Raw genomic sequence first — 21,792 nt, 5'->3', positions numbered from 1 at the left:
TGAACATTACGCTTGCAAAATAAATCTTGTCACTCCTCACAGCAGGATTTATTTTACTCTTTCAGGTGTAATGTTTCTTTTACAATATAAGGCCGAAAAAAAATGAATAAGGTATTGAAAGTGGTTATTTATAACGCTCAAATGAATTTATAATGGAAAAAATAAACAGATCAAATACGGAGTTTTCACATAAACTTCCGATAAAAATAGTGCAGTTTGGAGAAGGAAATTTCTTGAGAGCTTTTGTAGAATATGCTTTTCAAGAATTAAATAAAAAAGCCGATTTCAATGCAGGAATTGCAGTTGTACAGCCTATTGACAGAGGATTAGTGAATATGATTAATGATCAGGATGGTCTGTATACTTTATTCATGAAAGGTGTTAAAAAAGGTGAGGAAATTCAGGAAAAAGAATTAATTACAAATATTGTAAAAGCTGTTGATCCTTATGCTTCTTTTCAGGAATTTTTGGCTTTAGCCAAAGAAGAAGAATTAGAATTTATTATTTCTAATACAACTGAAGCTGGAATAGAATATATCGAGTCTGATAAGCCTTCTATGCAACCTCCAGTTTCTTTTCCTGCTAAATTAACCGTACTTTTGTATGAAAGATTTAAGCATTTTAATGGTGATAAATCGAAGGCGCTAACAATTATTCCTTGTGAATTAATTAATTATAATTCAGATACTTTAAAGGAAATTGTTTTGAAATATAGTGATGATTGGAATCTGGAAGCAGCATTCAAATCATGGTTAACAGATGATTGTTCTTTTCATAATACCTTAGTAGATAGAATTGTTCCGGGTTATCCAAAAGACCAAATTGAAGAATACAACAGTCAGCTTCTTTATAAAGATGATTTGATTGTAAGTGCCGAAAGTTTCTTTTTATGGGTAATTGAAGGAGATGATAAATTAAAAGCGAAACTTCCGTTTGAAAAAACAGATTTAGATGTGAAAATTGTGGCTGATATGCAGCCATACCGTACGCGAAAAGTTAGAATTTTGAATGGTGCGCACACTGCAATGGTTCCATTTTCATTGCTTTACGGAAATGAAACTGTAAAAGAAACTGTTGATAATGCTTTTACAGGCGAGTTTGTAAATAAAGCGGTTTTTGATGAAATCAATGAAACTCTAAATATGGATAAAGCGGAACTAGCAAGTTTCTCTGAAGAAATATTAGACCGTTTCAGAAATCCTTTCATCAAGCATTTATTGTCTTCTATTGCTTTAAATTCTATTTCTAAATTTAAAGTTCGTGTATTGCCAAGTTTAACGGATTATGTTGATGTTCACAAAAAACTGCCTGTTCATTTAACTTTTGCATTTGCGGCTTTAATTCGTTTTTATAAAGGAACTTGGAAAGGTGAAACTTTGCCAGTTCAAGACAGTGAAGATATTGTTTCGTTCTTTAACGGACTTTGGACGTCAGATGATTATAATAAAATAGCGAGATTGACTTTGCAAAATAAAAGTTTCTGGGATGAAGATTTGACTGAAATTCCTTCTCTTACAGAATCAATTGCCAAAGCTTTAGAAGAAATTGATGCCAATGGCGTAGAGCAGGGTTTCATCAATTTTCAAAAACAATTAAATTAAGAATTACATACAATAGTTATGGCAACTCAAAAAAAATTAATAAAAGTCAACCCAGCAGATAACGTAATTGTCGCTTTAACCGATTTGGTACAAAACGAACAAATTATGTTTGAAGGAACCACTGTCTCACCAACAACTGATGTTAAAGCAAAACATAAAATCGCAGAGAAAGATTTTTCAATTGGTAATGATATTATAATGTATGGTGTTTTGGTTGGAAAAGCTGCTAAACCTATAAAAAAAGGAGAAGTAATTACCACCGAAAATGTAAAACATCAAAGTGAAAAAGTTTTTGGTAAAAACGGAAATTTAGGTTGGACTCCACCAAATGTAGATCGTTGGAAAGATAAAACTTTCAACGGATACCACCGTACTGATGGACAAGTTGGAACCAAAAACGTTTGGTTGTTTTTTCCATTGGTTTTTTGCGAAAACAAAAATATCGAAAAACTGAAAGATATTTTTGAAAACGAATTAATGCCCAAAAAAGAAGTTTCTTATAAAAATTTGTTACGCTCTTTAATTGAAGAAAAAAGCGTAGAAGAAGTTTCGGATAAAAATTTAAATGAAAATCTTTTAGATAATGTCGAAGTAAAATTTATCAATCATCAAGGTGGTTGTGGAGGGATTCGACAAGATTCAGAATTGTTGGCAAAACTGCTTGCAGGATATGTGAACAACCCAAATGTTGCAGGTGCAACTGTTTTAAGTTTAGGTTGCCAAAATTTGCAAGTTGATATTTTTAAAAAGGCATTGAAAGAAATGAGTCCGAATAGTGATAAAGAAATTTTGATCTATGAGCAACAACAAATTGGAACTACTGATCAAATGTTTCAAATGGTGATTAAAGATTCTTATGAAGCCATTAAAAGAGCCAACAAAATTGAACGCAAACCTGCTCCTCTTTCAAAGCTAAGTATTGGTTTAGAATGTGGAGGGTCTGACGGATTTTCCGGAATTTCTGCTAATCCGGCATTAGGAATTGTTTCAGATATTTTTGCAGCTTTGGGAGGGAAAACAATTTTGGCAGAGTTTCCAGAATTATGTGGCGTTGAGCAAGAATTGATGAATAGATGTGTGGACGAAGAAAAAGCTGATAAGTTTTTAACTTTAATGAAAGCTTTTGAAAAATCAGTTGTAGATGCAGGTTCAGGGTTTGATATGAATCCATCTCCGGGAAACATCAAAGACGGATTAATTACAGATGCAATGAAATCTGCTGGCGCAGCTAAAAAAGGTGGAACCTCACCTGTTGTAGATGTTTTAGATTACGGAGAATATATTTCAAAACCAGGATTAAATCTTTTAAATACGCCAGGAAATGACGCAGAATGTACCACAGGATTGGTTGGATCGGGCGCAACAGTTGTTTTATTTACCACAGGTTTAGGAAATCCGATGGGAAATCCGATTGCACCCGTTGTAAAAATTTCTTCGAACACGGCATTAATTGATAGAATGTCTGATATTATCGATGTAAATGCCGGAACGGTGATTACTGGTGAAAAAACCATTACCGAGGTTGGAGCAGAAATAGTAGATTACATTATAGAATTGGCGAGCGGAAACGTGGAAACAAAAGCAGACCAGTTGAAACAAGATGTATTTATTCCTTGGAAAAGAGGAGTTTCTTTATAAGATAAAAAAAGGACACATACATGTAGAGACGCACAGCAGTGCGTCTCTTTTTTTTATATCATTTTTTCTGCATCGAATTACACGGACTTTTACTAATTATTGAATCGAGAAACAATTCTATAAACAGTAGCACAAGTAGTCACAATTATAAAATTCGTGCAATTCGAGGCTAACTTAAAGCACTATCTAAGAATAGCGATGGCTATTATGACTTTATCATTAATGGATTTTATATTTGCTTATATAACTTATAACGTAAAAAAAAAGACGCACTGCTGTGCGTCTCTAAATGTTGAAGATGTATCTTAAAAACTAAGAGCTGGTTCTTGACGACGATTTACGAATATGTAATTCTGGTGCGAGAACCACCTTTTTTTCGATTTTGATTGTATCAGTTTTGTCTACCTGTTCTAAGAAAACTCGGGCTGACATTTTTCCCATTTCAAGAGGTGATTGATCAACAGAAGTGATCGACAATTCCATAAATTTAGTAAAAGGTTCATTACTGAAACCTGCAACACAAAACTCTTTAGGAATGCTTATATTTCTTTCTTTAAGTACTTGAATGGCTCCTAAAGCGGCAAAATCACTGGCAGAAAATAAAGCGTCAGGAGGAGTATCCAATGCCAATAAAACATCAATAGCTTCTTTTCCAGCATCAACACTACTTTTAGTATGAATTACGTATTCTTCTTTAAAGGTCATTCCGTTGTCAAGCAATGCTTGTTTATAGCCTAAAAACCTGTTTTTGAAAATCTCAAGAGACTGATCTCCTGAAAAGTGTGCAATTGCACGGCAACCTTCATTTATTAAATGTTTGGTCGCCACATAACCACCTTTAAAGTCATTAATAGTTACAGAGCTTACTCCGTCAATATGTTTGCTTCTGTCAAAAAAGATTAGCGGAACGTTTTTTTCTAAAACATAATGAAAAGCACCGTTATTTTCGTCAGTCACATCAGTAACCGACATCATAATACCATCAACCTGAGCGTCAATTAACGTGTATAGATTTTCATTTTCTCTTTTTGGACTCTCGTGTGTTTGGCAAATAATGACCTGATAACCATGCGGATGAAGTTCTTCTTCAATTCCCCTGATAACAGATGCGAAAAAGTTGCTGTCAATACGAGGAACAATTACACCTATATTATTACTTCGTCCACTTTTTAATGCCAAAGCAAGTTTGTTTTGCTTATAGTTCATCGATGCAGCGGTTTTAATAACCAGATCCCTTGTGCTTTCTTTAATTTTAGGATTATTATTTAAAGCTCTGGAAACAGTAGCGGCAGTGATATTCAATTTCTTGGCAATATCATAAATGGTTATTTTTTCGCTCATTCAAAAAGGTTTTCAGAATTAATTTAAGACAAAAATACATTTTTTTTATATATATCAATATTTTTTGTTATCGATTACATAATTAATAACTAAAACGTTTGCAACTCTACAATAATAAAAAATTATGTGTTTTTTTACCATAAGTGTAATTATTATTGCAAATAAAAATTAAATATATAAATTATTTCTAAATAAATTTGTTCTGTAGAAACAAATTTTATACTTTCGTGTAATCGATTACATAATGCTAGGCGATTTGCTGGCTTGAATTATAAATTACTGCGTAAATGATTACAAATAAGAGTATAGCGTTAAAATCAATCTCATTTCTTGGAGCATTTTCTTTGCTGATACTATCATGCGGAAAACAAGTTTCGAGCGTTTCTGAAACGGATCCATGGAAAAAGATGGAATTAATTGTAAAAAGCATGCCAGAAACGCATTTTGCAAATAAGACGTATAATATAAATGATTTTGGAGCCATCGCAGACGGAAAAACGATGAACACGCTGGCTTTTGAAAAAGCAATTAAAGAATGCGCTGCAAATGGCGGAGGCAAAGTTTTAGTGCCAAACGGAAAATATTTAACAGGGCCAATTCATTTAGAAAGCAATGTTGATCTGCATTTAGAAGATAAGGCCGAAATTCTTTTTAGTACTAATTCTAAAGATTATCCTTTGATTCATACTTCATGGGAAGGAACAGAATTGATGAACCATTCGCCTCTTATTTCTGCAAGAAATAAAACGAATGTTGCGATAACCGGAAAAGGAATTTTAAACGGGCAAGCAAATAATACAAATTGGTGGCCATGGTGCGGCAGTAAAAGATATGGATGGGATAAAGGACAGCCATCACAGCACGACCCTTTAAATCGTGATAATTTAGTTGAAATGGCAGAAAAAGGTGTCCCGGTTGCCGAACGTATTTTTGGTGAAGGACATTATTTGCGCCCTAATTTTATTGAGTTTTTTGAATGTAATACGGTTCTAGTAAAAGATGTCACAGTTGTTAATGCGCCCTTTTGGATTTTGCATCCGCTAAAATCTAATAATGTAATTATTGATGGCGTGACTGTAAATAGTCACGGACCAAATAATGACGGCTGTGATCCTGAATATTCTCAAAATGTAATTATTAAAAACTGCACTTTTAATACCGGCGATGATTGTATTGCAATTAAATCGGGACGTGATGCTGATGGAAGAAGAGTTGGTATTCCGAGTAAAAATATCATTGTTCAAAATTGCAAAATGATTGACGGCCACGGTGGCGTTGTTATGGGAAGCGAAATAACGGCCGGTGTAAATAATGTTTATGTTGAAAATTGTGTAATGGACAGTCCAGAATTGGATCGTGCCATCAGAATCAAAACAAATTCGAAGCGTGGCGGCACTACCGAAGATATTTACGTTAGAAATATAGAAGTTGGAACCGTAAAAGAATGTGTTCTGAGAGTGACAATGTTCTATGATATATATGGAAGTCAGGTTGGAAATTATATTCCGACAATTAAAAATATCAGCCTTGAAAATGTAAAGGTTAAAAATGGAGGAAAATTTGGGATCTTAGCTGATGGCTACAAAGAATCACCAATTGAAAATATAACATTTAAAGATGTTACAATCACAAAAGTAGATTCGGTTTATTCTCTGAAAAATGTAAAAAAGGTAAATTTTATAAATACCTACATCAACGGAAAAAAGATGGAATCAATTAAAAATTAAACCACTTAACTACACTTTTAACCAAACCAATTTGTGAACTTTCAATAATTATCAAATGAAATAAAAAGCAGTTTTGTTTTTTTATTTTTCGAAAATCTTGGTTAGTAATGATTTGATAATTTTTTATGAAAGTTGTTTTTTGAAGTTGTTAAAAAAGGAGTTTGATCCAGTATCGAACTCCTTTCTTAACTAAAAATTAAAAGCTCAGAAATGAAAAATAAAATGTTGTTTTTATTGCTGCTTTTAAATGCTGTGACGGTTCAGAGCCAATACAGTATTGATACTTCATACACAGTTAAAAGTACTTACAATAAATTGATTAAAAAGTATCCTTTTATTACAATCGCTACAGAGAAAAAGGATAAAAACGTTACTCAGATAAATGATCTTGTTTATAATCAAATAGAAAACAGAGCATTGCATTTAGATGCTTATTTTTATACTCCAAAAAAAGCAAATCCAGCTGTTATTATGATACATGGCGGTGGTTGGAGATCTGGAAATAAAAGTCAGATGCAGATCATGGCGCAGGAAATTGCTTCAAAAGGGTATTCTTGTTTTCCGGTTGAGTACAGATTATCTTTAGAAGCAAAATATCCAGAAGCAGTTTATGATGTCAAAAATGCCATTAAGTTCATAAAAGATAATGCTAAGAAATTCCATGTTGATCCTAATAAAATTACGGTTTTAGGATGTTCCTCAGGTGGCCAAATGGCAGCTCTTATTGGCACAACAAATGAGAATACGGCTTTTGAAGATTCAAGTTTTAAAAGTAAATCTTCTTCAAAAGTTAATGCCATTATTGATATAGACGGAATTTTAGCTTTTAAGCATCCAGAATCTCAAGAAGGAGAAATGGCATCGTTTTGGTTAAAAGGAACTTATGAAGACAATCCTGATAACTGGAAAAAGGCATCAGCTCTAAGTCATACGGATAAAAATACGCCTCCGATTCTCTTTATAAACAGCAGTTTCGATAGATTTCATGCCGGAAGAGATGATATGATTGCGATTCTAAATCAGTATAAAATTTATAATGAAGTAAAAACGATTAAAGATTCTCCGCATTCATTCTGGTTTTTTCAGCCTTGGTTTGATGAGATGATGCGTTACACAATACCTTTTTTAGACAAAATATTTAAATAATAATAAAACGAATGAAAGCAAAAATTAAAATAGCAACCTTATTCCTGCTTGGTTTTACAGTTGCAAATGCTCAAAAATCTGAAGACAAAACGGCTAAAACGTACGCTGAAGTTTCGGCTAAAACAGATGGAAAATGGGAAGGTCGCAAGTACATTGGTGGCACAGTTTTTAAAAATGTTGACCGATTAAAACTGGCTCCAGAACACACAGATCACTCATTTGATATTCGTTACGAAGGTCCAGGATGGGAAAATAACCGTATTGGTTATCGTTTGTATTTAGATTGGAGAAATGCTATTGATATTTTCGGGAAGAAAACTTCTGATATAATTTTGCCAAAAGTGGGGCAGGACAATTTTGACTCTTATCACGAAATGAGCGATTGGGGAGCGGATATTTTGAAAGCCGGAAAAGGAATCGGAATAGGGTCTATTGACCGTTATTTAAATAATGAAAAACTACACTTTCGTGAAGTAGATTCGACAATTGCAACGGTTTCTAATAAAACCAACGAGTCTTCAGTAAAAGTAAATTATTATGGCTGGAAAACAGCTTCTGATAAAATTGATTTTACATCGACTTTGACTATTAAACCAGATGATCTTTATACAAAACATACGATTCAGGCTTCAAAAGAAATTAAAGGAATTTGTACTGGAATTGTAAAGCAAAAAAACACTGAATTGCTTAAAAAAGAAAGCAAAAATAAAAAATGGGCTTATTTAGCAACTTATGGCGAACAGTCTTTAGTTCCTGATAAACTTGGAATGGCAATTTTTTATGAAGTAAATACAATTGAAAATATTGCAGATACAGAATTGGATTATCTTTTAGTATTTAAACCATCAACAAAAGAAACGTCATTTTATCTTTTGGGAGCGTGGGAACAAGAAAAAAACGGAATTAAATCTCAGGCTGATTTCGTAAAGTACTTAGATGAAAAATTAGAGATTTTGAACAAAAAAGGTAAAATTTAAACATATTTTAAAATGGAAAATACTAGAAAACTTGCATATTTTACATCTTCAGTTGTGGCTTTTTTTATGCTTTTTGCAAGCTCAAAAGCAATTTCACAGGAAACAGCTGCTAAAGATATCGTGATTTCAAAGAATTCAAAATGGTCAGATAAAATGGCTTTGACTTTGATGAAACGACATCCTGAAGCGTATATGATTGACGACTCAAAAGCACCAAAATGGGATTATGTACATGGCTTGGTTCTACATGGTTTTGAAGAACTTTATAAAAAGAACCCAGATCCAAGATATCCAGTTTATGTAAAAGGTTATGTTGATGCATTGGTTCAAAATGACGGAACTATTAAATCATACGAATTGGATAAATACAATATCGACATGGTTGTTTCTGGCCGTTTGCTTTTTAATATTTACGAAACCACAAAAGAAGAAAAATATTTGAAAGCAATGCAATTGCTTCGCAAACAATTATCAGAACAACCAAGAACACCAGAAGGTGGATTTTGGCATAAAAATATTTATCCAAACCAAATGTGGCTTGACGGATTATACATGGGCGAACCATTCTACGCGCAATACACGGTTACTTTTGAAAACGGAAAATATTTAGACGATGTAGCAAAACAATTCGAAGAAATTCAGCTTCACGCAACAGATCCTAAAACAGGATTATTATATCATGGCTGGGATTCAAGCAAAAAAATGCCTTGGGCTAATAAAGAAACGGGAAATTCTCCAAACTTTTGGTCGAGAGCTTTAGGATGGTACGTTATGGCTCTTGTTGATGTTTTAGACTATTTCCCAAAAGAGCATCCAAAACACAAAGAATTAGTTGGATACCTTAATAATGCAGCGGCAAGTATTGCAAAATTTCAGGATAAATCTGGTTTGTGGTACCAAGTGACTGACAAAGTAGGAAAAGAAGGTAACTATCTAGAAGCTTCTGGATCTTCAATGTTTGCTTATGCTTTTGCAAAAGGAGCTAATAAAGGATATTTGCCTGCTAAATATAAAAAAATAGCCAACAAAGCTTTCGACGGATTAACAACAAAATTGATAAAAGTTGATGCTGATGGCGGTATTACTTTGACTCAGGCTTGCCAAGTTGCTGGTTTGGGCGGAACTCCCTACAGAGATGGTTCTTACGAATACTATGTAAAAGAGAAAAAGAAAGACAATGATCCAAAAGCTACTGGACCATTTATTTTAGCAGCTTTAGAACTAAACAGATAAGTTGCAATCCTAAACAAACCCGACAGGTTTTTAAAACCTGTCGGGTTTAATTTGAAAAGTTAATTATTTTACAAATGAAAAATATAAAATTCCTCTTTCTTTTATTATCAACCATGTCTGCACAACAAAATTTTTCGCAGGTTTGGGTGCCTGATAATGGAGACGGAACTTATACAAATCCGATCATACATGCTGATTACTCAGATCCAGATGTTGTAAGGGCAGGAGATGATTTTTATATGACGGCATCTTCGTTCAATTGTATTCCAGGATTACCAATTTTACATTCTAAAGATTTGGTAAACTGGAAAATCATTGGACATGCTCTTAGCAAACAAACGCCAACAGAAACGTTTGATAAAGTACAGCATGGAAACGGAGTTTGGGCACCGAGCATAAATTTTCATAATAATGAATTTTATATTTATTATCCAGATCCAGATTTTGGAATCTATATGATAAAAGCCAAAAAAGCAGAAGGACCTTGGTCTGAACCTGTTTTAGTTAAAGCCGGAACAGGACTTATTGACCCGAGTCCGTTATGGGATGATGATGGCAAAGTGTATTTAGTTCATGCTTTTGCAGGAAGTCGTGCAAAAATTAAAAGTTTGCTCGTCGTTTGCAGCATGAATGCGGAAGGAACAGCCACAAACAATGATGAAGTAATGGTTATTGATGGCCATGATGGCGAGGGAACAATTGAAGGACCAAAGTTTTATAAAAGAAATGGTTATTATTACATTTTTGCTCCTGCTGGAGGAGTTTCTACAGGCTGGCAGACGGTTTTAAGATCAAAAAACGTTTTTGGTCCGTATGAAAAGAAAAAAGTTTTAGAACAAGGAAAAACAGCTGTTAACGGTCCGCATCAAGGTGCTTGGGTGCAGACACAAACAGGTGAGGACTGGTTTATACATTTTCAGGATAAAGGAGCATACGGAAGAATAGTTCATCTACAACCAATGAAATGGGAAAATGATTGGCCAGTAATGGGGCAGGATTTTGACAAAAATGGAATTGGTGAACCTGTAACAACGTATAAAAAGCCAAATGTTGGCAAGAAATATCCAATTGAAACTCCAGCAGAATCGGATGAGTTTAATTTGCCAAAATTAGGATTACAGTGGCAATGGCAGGCTAATGCTCAAAATAATTGGGGATTTCCTACGAGTTTAGGATATTTTAATTTGTATTGTCTTCCAACAATTAAAGACAGCAAGAAAATTTTTGAAGCGCCAAATTTGCTTTTGCAGAAATTCCCTGCTGAAGAATTTACAGCAACTGCAAAAATAACTTTCAACACCCGATTAAATGGCGAAACCACTGGTTTGATTATTATGGGTTTAGATTACAGTTATTTGAATCTTAAAAATGATAATGGTAAATTGTACATAAATCAGAAAACTGGAACTTTTGATAAAAAAATAGAGGAGACTGAAACAGCTCCAATTTTGATTTCTAACAATACAATTTATTTGAGAGTTAAAATTAAAAAAGGAGGAATTTGCAGTTTTTACTACAGTTTAGATGATAAAAAATACCAAGCTATAGGAAATGACTTTACATCAAAAGAAGGAAAATGGATTGGAGCCAAAGTTGGTCTTTTTGCCTTGAGCGAAAAAATTACAAATGATTCTGGGAACGTTGCAGTAGATTGGTTTAGAATTACTAAATAAGATGAAAATGATTCAATTTAGAAAAACAATAGGGCTTCTTTTATTCGCATTAAGTTTTGGATTGAATGCGCAAAGTAATTATAAAAGCTGGCCGGATGTAATTCGTAAACATGATGCTTCGTGGTTTGCAACAGAAGAAGCCAAAAAAGTAGCAGAAAATGTTTTGCTTTATCAAAGAGATATTGGTGGATGGCCAAAAAATATTGCCATGCAGGATGAATTAACTGCAAAACAAAAAAAAGATTTAACGGCGCTTAAAAAAACGGCCATCGAAACGACAACAGACAATGGCGCAACCTGTCAGGAAATGCTTTTTATGTCTAGAATGTATGCGCAGGTAAAAGATGAAAGATATAAAGAATCGTTTTTAAAAGGGCTAAATTATTTATTAGAAGCACAATATAATAATGGTGGCTGGCCTCAGTTTTATCCGCTAAAAAAGGGGTATTACACGCATATTACCTACAATGATGATTCGATGGTAAATATTTTAAATGTGATGAAGCAAATTAGTGAAGAAACTGATTTCTATAGCATCAAACCATCAAAAGAGATTGTTCAACAAACCAAAAAAGCATTTGATAAAGGAATAGATTGTATTTTAAAAACACAATACAAACAAAATGGTGTTTTAACAGCATGGTGCGCCCAACATGACGAAGTTACTTTGGCTCCGGCAAATGCTCGTGCCTTTGAGCTGGCTTCATTAAGTGGCTACGAATCGACAAAAATTGTATTGCTTTTAATGTCAATTGAAAAACCTTCACGAGAAATTATAACGGCAGTAAAAAGTGCGGAAGAGTGGTTTGAAAAAACGAAAATCACCAATTTAGAAGAAAAAAGAATTCTAAACGACGACGGGAAAATTATAGATAAAAAAATGGTTCCAGCAACAAATGCTGGGCCAATTTGGGCGCGTTTTATGGATCTTGAAACTAATGAGCCATTTTTTTGTGACCGTGACGGGATCAAGAAAAAATCGTTGGATCAAATTGGTTCTGAAAGACGAAATGGATATTCTTGGTATTCTGATGCGCCAAAAGAAGTGTTGAAAAAATACCCTGCTTGGGCAGTTAAAAACGGAACAAAGGTTGCTGCTTCGGATAAAAAGAATGTTACGTTAATTACGGTGGCACAGGATGGTTCGGGTGATTTTACAAAAATTCAAGATGCCGTTTATGCGTGTCCGGCATTTCCCTATGAAAAAGTAACTATTTCAATCAAAAATGGAATTTACAATGAAAAAGTTAGAATTCCTGAATGGAATACCAATGTAGCTTTACAGGGAGAAAGCAAAGAAAAAACGATTATAACGTTTGATGATAATTTCTCAAAAATTAATTTAGGAAGAAACAGTACTTTTTATACGTATACAGTTTTGGTCGAAGGAGACGATTTTTCAGCATCAAATTTAACGATAAAAAATGCTTCGGGAGATAATGGGCAAGGTATTGCATTATCAATTGTTGCCAATCGTGCTAAAGTTTCAAATTGCCTGATTTTAGGAAATCAGGATACTTTATATCTCTCAGGAAAAGAGGCTAAACAGTATTTTGTAAATTGCTATATAGAAGGTACAACTGATTTTATTTTTGGAAGTGCAACGGCCTTGTTTGAAAACTGTGAAATTCACAGCATAAAAAATTCTTATATAACCGCAGCGTCAACACCAGAAGGAACTCCTTTCGGGTTTGTTTTTAAGAATTGTAAATTAACGGCTGAACCCTCTGCAGATGCCGTTTACCTAGGAAGACCTTGGCGTATTTTTGCTAAAACGGTTTTCTTAAATTGTGAATTAGGAAAACAAATCAGACCAGAAGGATGGGAAAATTGGTCAAAACCTGAAGCAGAAAAAAAAGCTTTTTATGCCGAATATAATTGTACTGGTGAAGGTTTTCAGCCTAAAAAAAGAGTATCATGGTCGCAGCAGTTAAGTAAAACTGAAGCTGAAAAATATACATTGGAAAATATTTTGAAAGATGACTTATCAAATTGGTATTCAAAATAAATTCCAATTTTCAAATGTAATTGCAATGAACTTAAAACACTTACTATTTTTATTGATTTCTACGTTTTCTTTTGCTCAAAACAGCGAATTTCCATCTTCAAAAGTGGATTCGATTGTTAAAAGGATTCAGTTGCCGGTCATTCCTGCCTATCAAATAAATGTTGTAAAACTAGGAGCAAAAGGAGATTCAATTTCAGATAGTAAACCTGCGTTTGATAAAGCAATGGCACTCTGCAAAAAAAATAATGGCGGAACGATTATAGTACCAAAAGGAACTTATAAATTAAATGGCCCAATTCATTTTGCAAGCAATGTAAATCTTAAAATAGAAAAGGGAGCGAAAATAAAATTTAGCGATAATCCAAATGATTATCTTCCAATGGTTTTAACAAGCTGGGAAGGGACGATGCTGTACAATTATAGTCCGCTAATTTATGCTTATAATTGTTCAAATATTGCCATAACAGGTGAAGGAACTATTGATGGAGAAGGAGGAAAAACGTGGAAAACTTTTAAAGAAAAAGAAGGAAAAGGAAAAGATTTAAGCCGTGAAATGAATCATAAAAGTGTTTCTTTAAAAGACAGAAAATTTGGAGACGGTTATTTCTTGCGTCCGCAGATGATTCAGTTTTTTAACTGCAAGAATATTTTAGTCGAAAATATTCGCATTGAAAATTCCCCTTTTTGGTGTCTTCATTTGCTTAAGTCACAAAGTATTACAGTTCGTGGTATTAGCTATAAATCTTTAAACCATAATAACGACGGAATTGATCCAGAATATGCAAAAGATGTTTTAATTGAAAATGTGACTTTTAATAATGGCGATGATAATGTTGCTATTAAAGCAGGAAGAGATCATGAAGGAAGAGCCAATACAGCAACACCAAGTGAAAATATCGTAATCAGAAACTGTAATTTTAAAGGACTTCATGGTGTTGTTATAGGCAGTGAAATGTCGGCTGGAGTTCAAAATGTCTTTGTCGAAAATTGTAAAACTATTGGTTATTTAAAACGAGGTATTTATTTGAAAACCAATGCTGATAGAGGTGGTTTTATTAAAAACATTTTTGTTCGAAATATTCAGTTAGATGAAGTTGAAGATTGTCTTTACATTACCGCTAACTATCATGGAGAAGGAAAAGGTTTTCAATCGGATATTTCGAATATTCATTTTTCGAATATAACCTGTAATAAGGCAACAGAATCTGGAATTGTAATTCAGGGATTTCCTGATAAAAAAATTCGAAATATCAGTTTGAATACTATCGAAATTAAGGAAGCAAAAAATGCAATTTCAAATGAGAATGCCGAAAATGTTTTAATGACAGATGTTTTTATAGGAAAGAGAGCGACAGTACCTTCGGCTGTTTCTAAAAATTAGTTTTTTGAATTCCAAATTTCCTAAGATTTATTGATAGAGGAGCACTGCAATGCGTCTACAAAAAGAGAATCTGTAAAATGAATATCTTAAAACCAAAAACTTACGACAATCCATAAAAAAAATAAGAAACCAAATGAAAAAACACATATTCTTAGCTTTATTTATCACCACTTTTTGTTTTGCACAAAAAACAACAGTTTATTGTATTGGAGATTCTACAATGGCTAATAAAAAAGATCCAGATCGTAATCCGGAACATGGTTGGGCTCAAGTATTACAGCCTTTTTTTACTGATAATATTATTGTTGTAAATAAAGCGGTAAATGGCCGAAGTACAAAGAGTTTTATAAATGAAAAACGTTGGGATTCTATTTGTAAAAAGCTCAAAAAAGGCGATTATGTTTTTATAGAATTTGGTCATAATGACGAAAAAATTGAGGATTCTACACGTTATACAAATCCTCATACTGCGTATCGATATAATTTAATTCGTTTTGTGAAAGAAACACGAGCAAAGGGCGCAACTCCAATATTACTGACTTCAATTGCAAGACGCAATTTTAACGAAAAAGGAGTTCTAGTCCCTACTCATGGTGATTATCCTTTAGAAACCAGATTGGTTGCACAAGAATATAAAGTGCCTTTTATTGATTTAGAATATTATACAGAATTGCTGGAACAATCTTATGGACCAGAAAAATCAAAACAATTGCATTTGCATTTTAAAGCTGGTGAGAACGGATATTATGATAAAGATAAAGCAGATGACACGCATCTTTCTTTAAAAGGAGCAACTGCAGTAGCACAGATTGTAATTGATCAAATCAAACTTCTAGAAGAATCTTCAATTGAAAAATTAAAAAAACAAATTAAATAAGGTTTCGTTAGCGGGTTAAATATTTTTGAGTTTTATGTTCTCCCGGTTCATAATTCTTCAAATCTCCTAATCTATAACTTTAAAAACTTTTGGTGGTAAAGTAAAATGGTATTTCAGAATACTTTTGCATTTTCAAATTATAGATGTTTGAATTGTAGAGATTTAAGAAAATAATTAAAATGCATTATTTCTTTAAATGCAGTCTCATGATTTTTATGAGGTATTGTTTTTTAAAATATTTAAAAGTTTTTTCTGTTAATTCGTTTAAATGCCGGATATTGAGGAATCAATATCCGGTATTTTTTTACTGCTCTTTCTTTAAGGAATTAATTTCTTCTGCAGAAACCTTTATTACAGTTCCATGGCGGGTTCCAGCAGGAAAACTAACTTGTTCTGAAATATCTTCCCAGCCTTTAGAAGTTTCTTTTACTGCACCATATTTTTTTTGTGTGTATTTGTCAAAATAAACAATCCAATTATTATCTACTTGTATTGCTGTAGGCCCCTCAGCCCAATAATCACCAGTAATTGCTTTGCTTGCTTGGCTATAAGGCCCAGTTAATTTTTCACTAGTAGCAACTTTAATGTTTTTCTTAACTGGATTGCGTGTTTCATCTTTTAAATACATAACAAATTGATTTCCTTGTCTGACTATAGAAGCATCAATTACATTAAATCCAGGTTCATATAATAATTTTGTTTTTGCAAACTTTTTAAAATCTTTAGTTGTGGTATAATAGATTCTATGATTATATCCTTTTTCTTCTTCAGATTTTGTTTCCAGAAATTTGTCTTCAATTGTAGAAGCCCAATAAATCATATAAATTTTTGCTTTTTCGTCATATGTAATTTCTGGTGCCCAAGTATTTCTGGCTTTTTTTTCATGAGCCATTACCGGAATAAATTCTTGTTTTGACCAATGAATTAAATCTTTTGAAGAAGCATATCCAATTCCTTTATCGGTCCAGCTTACCGTCCAGACCATATGATACAATCCATCTCCGCCTTTAATGACACATGGATCTCGCATTAATTTGTCTTTTCCTACTTCTGGTGTTAAAAATGAAGTGTCATTCTTTAAAGCTGTCCATTTATAGCCATCTTCGCTATAAGCCAAATGCAGTCCATCTTCGCCATTTCCTTTAAAATAGGTAAACACATATCCATCAGGTTTTAAGGTGTAATTGTTTGCGATAAGCCATTTTTCGCAAGCTTTTGGCCACGATGCATTTGTTCCTTTAACGCCTAAGCCAAAACCGTGGCCACCGTTTTCATACAAATGCATTTCTGCTAGAACTTTTTCTTTTTTTAGCGCTAAATAGTAATTAATACTGTTTTCTACAGGAACAGCTTTATCGTCTGTTGCATGCACTAAAAAGGTCTTTGGTGTTGAAGCTGTTACTTGTTTTTCGTTTGAATATTTTTCGGTTAATTCAGAGCCGGCATTTTTTCCTAATAAATTATCTTTAGAACCTTGATGGGTAACACCTTCCTGCATTGAAATTACAGGATAAATTAAAATCGAAAAATTTGGTTTGGCGCTGGTTGTGTCAGAAGGCGTATAAACTTTATCATTAAAATGTGTAGATAGAGTAGAAGCCAAATGACCTCCAGCAGAAAAGCCCATGATGCCAATTTTATTTGGATTCAGTTTCCACTTTGAAGCATTTCTTCTGACAAGTCTTACGGCTTCTTGCGCATCTTGAAGTGGCGCAACGGTTTTATTTTTCATGATTAAATCGCTCGGTAATCTATACTTTAAAACAAAAGCATTTATTCCTAAACTATTAAACCATTCGGCTACTTTGTAACCTTCTTTATTGATTGCCAGCATTCCGTAACCGCCACCGGGACAAATGATAACGGATGTTCCATTTGATTTTTCTGGATCAGCCAAATAAACAGTAAGGGTTGGCAATGTTACTTTTCGGACTCCTTCTGAAAGTTCGTTTTTGCGATCAACTTCTTCAAAATATTCTTTTGATACAATTTCATCTGGAATTTTATCCCATAACGGAATTTCTTTTTTCTGCGAAAGCGCCGGAATTGCGAGTGACAAAAAAATAAAAAGCAATGAAGCTTTCAGAGGGTTTAAATTATTTGATTTTTTCATAAAATTCTATTTCAACAATGCGCAATTGACCGGCCGCATCAACCGATGTTTTATCTTTATATAAATCTAATTCTTTTGTTGGATCTACTTCAACAATTTTTGAAAATCCATCTTTTTCAGTATTGGCACCAATTAATTCAATTGTGATTTTTTCGGCTAAAACGGGTTCCATCGGTATAGTGATATAGCCTAAACTTTGAGTTGTATTTCCTTTAAAAACTTCTTTTCCGTCCGCTAAAATTCGGATTGGGTAAATTTTTGTTCTCCAGCCTGTAAATTTTATGACAGCTTCATTAATTATTGATGGTTTTGCAAGCGTGTAAGTTATAGCTCCAGTAGCAATGTTTCCATCATTTCTCCACTCGGTTAATTCGTTGTCGTCATAACTTTTGTAGGTATCATTGCTGTTTGATGGTGAAACGGCATTTAAGATGTTTATAGGAATTCTTTTTTGTGTATAAGATGGTGTTTTTGGAGTTGGTCCGCGTTCTAAATTTGAAGGCAGATCTTTCCCCGGCAATTCTTCTGAAAGACCATTTACAGAATTTACAATTTTAGTTTCAAAGGACAATGCCGCCGATTTTAAACCATTTGAGTGTGCCGAAATCGTTACTTTTCCGGCTTTCGCCAATGACTGGATTAAAACTCGGTTAACACCATTTTCAACTGGAATTTCTTTAGAAAGAATATAATTTTTTGGACCCTGAGCAATACCGCCAAGCCAAGTTGCTGGACCGCTCATAGAAAACGAAATCATATTATTACTTACCGGACAGCGATTTCCGTCTTTATCAAGTACTTCAACTTCAATTAAGGCAGTATCAGCGCCATCGGCAAGTATTCCTTTTGGCTGAGCAATTAATTTTAATTTGATTTGAGATGGTGCGCTTGTAGTTATTTTTTCGTCTTGACTTGAAATGCTTCCATTTTCATCATAGCCAATGGCTTTTATTGTTCCCGATTTCCATTTTATATTTTCAAAAGTGAATAAAAAATCACTGCTTCTTTTTCCAAAACCTTGAGAAATTCCGTTTACAAAAAGCTCCACTTTCGGTGCTGTAGAAACTACGTAGATATTTTTAACAATGGTATCAGTGTAATTCCAATGCCCCATAATGTGCGTGCGTTGTTTCTCGATATCGACCCAGCCATCCCAAATAACTTGATGCGCCCAATAGCCATCTTTTGGAATACGCATAGCATCAACTTCACCGCTCGTTCTATAATTCGATTCGCCTCGATGATGCGTATTGGAATCAGAAAAAATAATGTTTACACCGCCAGAATTAACTCGTTTTCCAGTTCCGGGTCTTTCTTTGTAATAATCGTACCAGCGTACAATATTTTCAATAGCGTGTCGGTCTTGATTATGATTGTAATCTGTTGCTGGATTTCCGCGATATAAAGGTCCGTCGCCTTCTTTATGAAATGGCGGTGAAAACTCGTCCCAATATTTGCGCATGCCCTCGTCTCTTGAATATTCAGTAGCCCATAATGGTTTTCTTGCACTTTTATTAATGTAAAGCATTTCTCCACCATATTCTGCTTCTTGGCTGTCCAGCATTTCACGGGAACCAATAGCGCGTCCGCCAAAAGGATCATAAGTATCTCTTAGGCTTTTCATTTCGTGCATATGTGCTTCGCTGATCGATTCGTTGCCGCTTTCATAAAAAATAATACTCGGATTATTTCGATTATAAATAATGGCATCGCGCATTAAATTTACGCGTTGTTTCCAAGTATCTCCCTGAGCATCTTTTTCGGCGTCGCCGGCTGGCATTGCTTGCAATAATCCAACTCGATCACAAGATTCGATATCTTGTTTCCAAGGCGTAACATGCATCCATCGAACTAAATTTCCATTTCCTTCAACAATTAATTTATTGCTAAAGTCACTTAGCCATGCAGGAACTGACATCCCAATTGCAGGCCATTCATTGCTGGTTCTTTGTGCATAACCTTTTACTTGTAAAACTCTATCATTGAGCCAAAACTGACCTTCGGCGAAAGCTGTTTTTCTAAAACCGGTTTTAGTTGAAACTTCATCAACGATTTTTCCGTCAATTTTTAAAATGGTTTTTACGGTGTATAAATAACCATATCCCCAACTCCAAAAATGTAAATTATTAAGTAGAGAATTAGCTTTTAAAGTCTTCGTTTCATTTGGATAAATTGTTGTTTTTTCACCTGAAAATGAAGCTACTTTTTTACCTTCTAAATCTTCAACAACTACATTATATTCGATTGTTTTTGCCGATTCAAATTCGTTGCGGATTTCTGTTTCAGCATTAATAACGGCACTTTCGGACTGAATATCAATTTTTGAAGGATAAATATAAATTCCTGTAGTTTTTAGATTAGAATAGAGTGGAAGTGTCTGATATAATTTGCTGGTAATATGTAGAAAGACATTTTTTGGAATGCCGCCATAATTTGCATTAAAATTAATGTTATTCCATTGATAAGATGCGCCAGTTGCTTGTTCTTTGTATTTCCAGTCATTATCAATTCGTAGCGCAACAATATTTTCTTGTGGAAAAGGCTTAATTAAATTTGAAATATCAAAACCAAAAGCCATTACGCCATTTTCATGCATTCCAACTTTCTGACCGTTGATGTAGATGATCCCGGCTTGGCGAATTCCTTCAAATTCTAGGAAAATTTTTTGGTCTTTGATTCCTTTGGGAAGTTTAAACTTTTTTCGATACCAGACAATTCCCGTTGTAAGATGTTCAATATCTTTCTCAAAAGCTTCTTCCTGATTGTAGGCGTGCGGAAGCGTAATTTTTTTCCACGAATTATCATTAAAATCAAGAGACTCTGCATTTTTAGAGTCTCCTGTTTTTAGTTTCCAATCGGAATTGAAGTTGTATTTTTCTCTCTTAAATTCCTGAGAAAATATCGTAGTTTTAAAAAGAATTAAAACAAGAAATAAGAGTATTTTTTTCATTATTTCATTTTATAGATTTCAGAGCCAGCCAGTAAAAAACATCCTAAGCCATAATCTTCAAAATCAGGAATTTTATCATAAGATAAAGGCTGACCATCTTTAGGTTCTTTTCCAGTTGATTGTAAAAATCCTAAAAATCCGTTACTATGCAAACTTTCTGTAGTCATTGCGTTCCATGCTTTTTGAACTGCTGGCAAATAGGTTTCTTTTTTCAAAATACCACTGTTGATTCCGTATGCCATTCCGTAAACGAATAAAGCAGTTCCAGAGGTTTCTTTTTCGCCAAAATTTGTTGGATCATGTAAACTTACATTCCAGAATCCGTCAGGTCTCTGAATTGGCAATAAAGCGGCCGCCATAGCTTTTAAATCTTTCACATATTGCTCTCTGTGCGGAGCGTTTTCAGGAATAATGGTAAGCACTTTTGCTAAGGCACCAATTACCCAGCCATTTCCACGGCTCCAATAACAATCTTCACCATTTGGCTCTTTATATGGAGGATCAAAATCGGCATCACGCCACCATAAACCGTCTTTTGGGTTAAATAATCCGTTATCGCCGTGTTTGTTTCTTGAGTACATGTACATTTGATACATTTTTTCAAAATAGCGGTTGTCTTTTTCAAGAACTCCCATTTTTGCAAAAACAGGCATTCCCATTTGAATAGCGTCAATCCAAGACCAATCGTCTAATTGAGGCGTATTTAAAAGCATATTGATGTTTGCTTTTGTGTTTTTTAATTTTTTAGCCTCTGGCTCCAAATTGTACAAATCAATGTAGGTTTGTGCAGCACAGTAATTATCTGCATTACGAGTTGTGTTTCCTCCATTGAAGCCCCATTTGTGAAATTCGGACCATGAATAAGCATAATCATAATAAGCTTCTTTTGGGAAAATTTCGTGAAGCGCCATCAATCCTTCATAATACACACCTCGTGTCCAAATGTTGCTCGGGCGTTCTTTATTGGTAATAATTGTTTTTCCTGTTTCTGGCCATTTTTGCATAAAATAATCATTGGCTAAAATCATTTGTTTTAGAACTAATTTTTTATCAAATGGCTGTTGCGCGCTTATTGTACACGTATACAAAAAGCATATTGAGAAGAATAAAGCTAATTTTTTCATTTT

The 21,792-nt window shown here is 33.9% G+C and carries 14 protein-coding genes; 10 read left to right on the top strand and 4 right to left on the bottom strand.

Annotated features, from left to right (window positions below):
* Positions 1 to 152 precede the first annotated feature (152 nt).
* The gene (locus tag EV145_RS15025; protein ID WP_133526019.1) at positions 153 to 1,601 is read left to right on the top strand and encodes a tagaturonate reductase; all 1,449 of its coding nucleotides are present in this window, start codon (positions 153 to 155) and stop codon (positions 1,599 to 1,601) included.
* Positions 1,602 to 1,619: 18 nt separating this feature from the next.
* A complete protein-coding gene (locus tag EV145_RS15020) occupies positions 1,620 to 3,239 on the top strand; it encodes a UxaA family hydrolase (protein WP_133526018.1) in 1,620 nt (539 codons plus the stop codon).
* A 312-nt stretch (positions 3,240 to 3,551) separates the two neighbouring features.
* Here EV145_RS15020 and EV145_RS15015 read toward each other — a convergent pair whose 3' ends face one another.
* A complete protein-coding gene (locus tag EV145_RS15015; protein WP_133526017.1) occupies positions 3,552 to 4,580 on the bottom strand; it encodes a LacI family DNA-binding transcriptional regulator in 1,029 nt (342 codons plus the stop codon).
* A 287-nt stretch (positions 4,581 to 4,867) separates the two neighbouring features.
* Here EV145_RS15015 and EV145_RS15010 point away from each other — a divergent pair, with 287 nt between their 5' ends.
* From EV145_RS15010 to EV145_RS14975, 8 genes are all read left to right on the top strand, one after another.
* Positions 4,868 to 6,307 (top strand): glycoside hydrolase family 28 protein, encoded by a 1,440-nt coding sequence (locus EV145_RS15010; protein ID WP_133526016.1) that lies wholly within the window; start codon positions 4,868 to 4,870, stop codon positions 6,305 to 6,307.
* Positions 6,308 to 6,517: 210 nt separating this feature from the next.
* Positions 6,518 to 7,453 carry an alpha/beta hydrolase gene (locus EV145_RS15005; protein WP_133526015.1) on the top strand — a complete coding sequence of 312 codons (936 nt, stop codon included), beginning with the start codon at positions 6,518 to 6,520 and terminating at the stop codon, positions 7,451 to 7,453.
* 11 nt (positions 7,454 to 7,464) lie between these two features.
* Positions 7,465 to 8,430 carry a DUF4861 family protein gene (locus EV145_RS15000; RefSeq protein ID WP_133526014.1) on the top strand — a complete coding sequence of 322 codons (966 nt, stop codon included), beginning with the start codon at positions 7,465 to 7,467 and terminating at the stop codon, positions 8,428 to 8,430.
* A 12-nt stretch (positions 8,431 to 8,442) separates the two neighbouring features.
* On the top strand, positions 8,443 to 9,663 hold the full coding sequence (locus tag EV145_RS14995; protein WP_133526013.1) for a glycoside hydrolase family 105 protein: 1,221 nt from the start codon (positions 8,443 to 8,445) through the stop codon (positions 9,661 to 9,663).
* 74 nt (positions 9,664 to 9,737) lie between these two features.
* The gene (locus tag EV145_RS14990; protein ID WP_133526012.1) at positions 9,738 to 11,336 is read left to right on the top strand and encodes a glycoside hydrolase 43 family protein; all 1,599 of its coding nucleotides are present in this window, start codon (positions 9,738 to 9,740) and stop codon (positions 11,334 to 11,336) included.
* 7 nt (positions 11,337 to 11,343) lie between these two features.
* Complete coding sequence (gene pelA, locus EV145_RS14985; protein WP_133526011.1) at positions 11,344 to 13,344, top strand: pectate lyase; 2,001 nt, start codon at positions 11,344 to 11,346, stop codon at positions 13,342 to 13,344.
* The gene (locus EV145_RS14980; RefSeq protein WP_243739268.1) at positions 13,316 to 14,725 is read left to right on the top strand and encodes a glycoside hydrolase family 28 protein; all 1,410 of its coding nucleotides are present in this window, start codon (positions 13,316 to 13,318) and stop codon (positions 14,723 to 14,725) included. The genes pelA and EV145_RS14980 overlap by 29 nt, the downstream gene beginning before the upstream one ends.
* 133 nt (positions 14,726 to 14,858) lie before the next feature.
* Entirely contained in the window at positions 14,859 to 15,602 is a 744-nt protein-coding gene (locus EV145_RS14975; protein ID WP_133526010.1) for a rhamnogalacturonan acetylesterase, read from the top strand.
* 304 nt (positions 15,603 to 15,906) lie between these two features.
* Here the strand turns inward: EV145_RS14975 and EV145_RS14970 are convergent, their stop codons facing one another.
* Genes EV145_RS14970 through EV145_RS14960 form a run of 3 tightly spaced genes read right to left on the bottom strand, consistent with a single transcriptional unit; the run spans position 15,907 to position 21,789 of the window.
* The gene (locus tag EV145_RS14970; RefSeq protein WP_133526009.1) at positions 15,907 to 17,715 is read right to left on the bottom strand and encodes an alpha/beta hydrolase fold domain-containing protein; all 1,809 of its coding nucleotides are present in this window, start codon (positions 17,713 to 17,715) and stop codon (positions 15,907 to 15,909) included.
* Complete coding sequence (locus EV145_RS14965; protein WP_133526008.1) at positions 17,699 to 20,665, bottom strand: glycoside hydrolase family 2 protein; 2,967 nt, start codon at positions 20,663 to 20,665, stop codon at positions 17,699 to 17,701. The genes EV145_RS14970 and EV145_RS14965 overlap by 17 nt, the downstream gene beginning before the upstream one ends.
* The gene (locus EV145_RS14960) at positions 20,665 to 21,789 is read right to left on the bottom strand and encodes a glycoside hydrolase family 88 protein (RefSeq protein WP_133526007.1); all 1,125 of its coding nucleotides are present in this window, start codon (positions 21,787 to 21,789) and stop codon (positions 20,665 to 20,667) included. Before EV145_RS14960 ends, EV145_RS14965 begins: the two co-directional genes overlap by 1 nt.
* Positions 21,790 to 21,792 lie beyond the last annotated feature (3 nt).

It is taken from the genome of Flavobacterium sp. 245, from assembly GCF_004362055.1.
Taxonomy (GTDB): Bacteria; Bacteroidota; Bacteroidia; order Flavobacteriales; family Flavobacteriaceae; genus Flavobacterium.
Note: the sequence above shows the minus strand (reverse complement) of the source record. Positions and strands in the feature narration are given on the sequence as shown.

Coding starts and splice junctions, on each gene's coding strand:
- EV145_RS15025 (WP_133526019.1), top strand. CDS start 153: ATGGAAAAAATAAACAGATCAAATACGGAGTTTTCACATAAACTTCCG.
- EV145_RS15020 (WP_133526018.1), top strand. CDS start 1,620: ATGGCAACTCAAAAAAAATTAATAAAAGTCAACCCAGCAGATAACGTA.
- EV145_RS15015 (WP_133526017.1), bottom strand. CDS start 4,580: ATGAGCGAAAAAATAACCATTTATGATATTGCCAAGAAATTGAATATC.
- EV145_RS15010 (WP_133526016.1), top strand. CDS start 4,868: ATGATTACAAATAAGAGTATAGCGTTAAAATCAATCTCATTTCTTGGA.
- EV145_RS15005 (WP_133526015.1), top strand. CDS start 6,518: ATGAAAAATAAAATGTTGTTTTTATTGCTGCTTTTAAATGCTGTGACG.
- EV145_RS15000 (WP_133526014.1), top strand. CDS start 7,465: ATGAAAGCAAAAATTAAAATAGCAACCTTATTCCTGCTTGGTTTTACA.
- EV145_RS14995 (WP_133526013.1), top strand. CDS start 8,443: ATGGAAAATACTAGAAAACTTGCATATTTTACATCTTCAGTTGTGGCT.
- EV145_RS14990 (WP_133526012.1), top strand. CDS start 9,738: ATGAAAAATATAAAATTCCTCTTTCTTTTATTATCAACCATGTCTGCA.
- pelA (WP_133526011.1), top strand. CDS start 11,344: ATGATTCAATTTAGAAAAACAATAGGGCTTCTTTTATTCGCATTAAGT.
- EV145_RS14980 (WP_243739268.1), top strand. CDS start 13,316: ATGACTTATCAAATTGGTATTCAAAATAAATTCCAATTTTCAAATGTA.
- EV145_RS14975 (WP_133526010.1), top strand. CDS start 14,859: ATGAAAAAACACATATTCTTAGCTTTATTTATCACCACTTTTTGTTTT.
- EV145_RS14970 (WP_133526009.1), bottom strand. CDS start 17,715: ATGAAAAAATCAAATAATTTAAACCCTCTGAAAGCTTCATTGCTTTTT.
- EV145_RS14965 (WP_133526008.1), bottom strand. CDS start 20,665: ATGAAAAAAATACTCTTATTTCTTGTTTTAATTCTTTTTAAAACTACG.
- EV145_RS14960 (WP_133526007.1), bottom strand. CDS start 21,789: ATGAAAAAATTAGCTTTATTCTTCTCAATATGCTTTTTGTATACGTGT.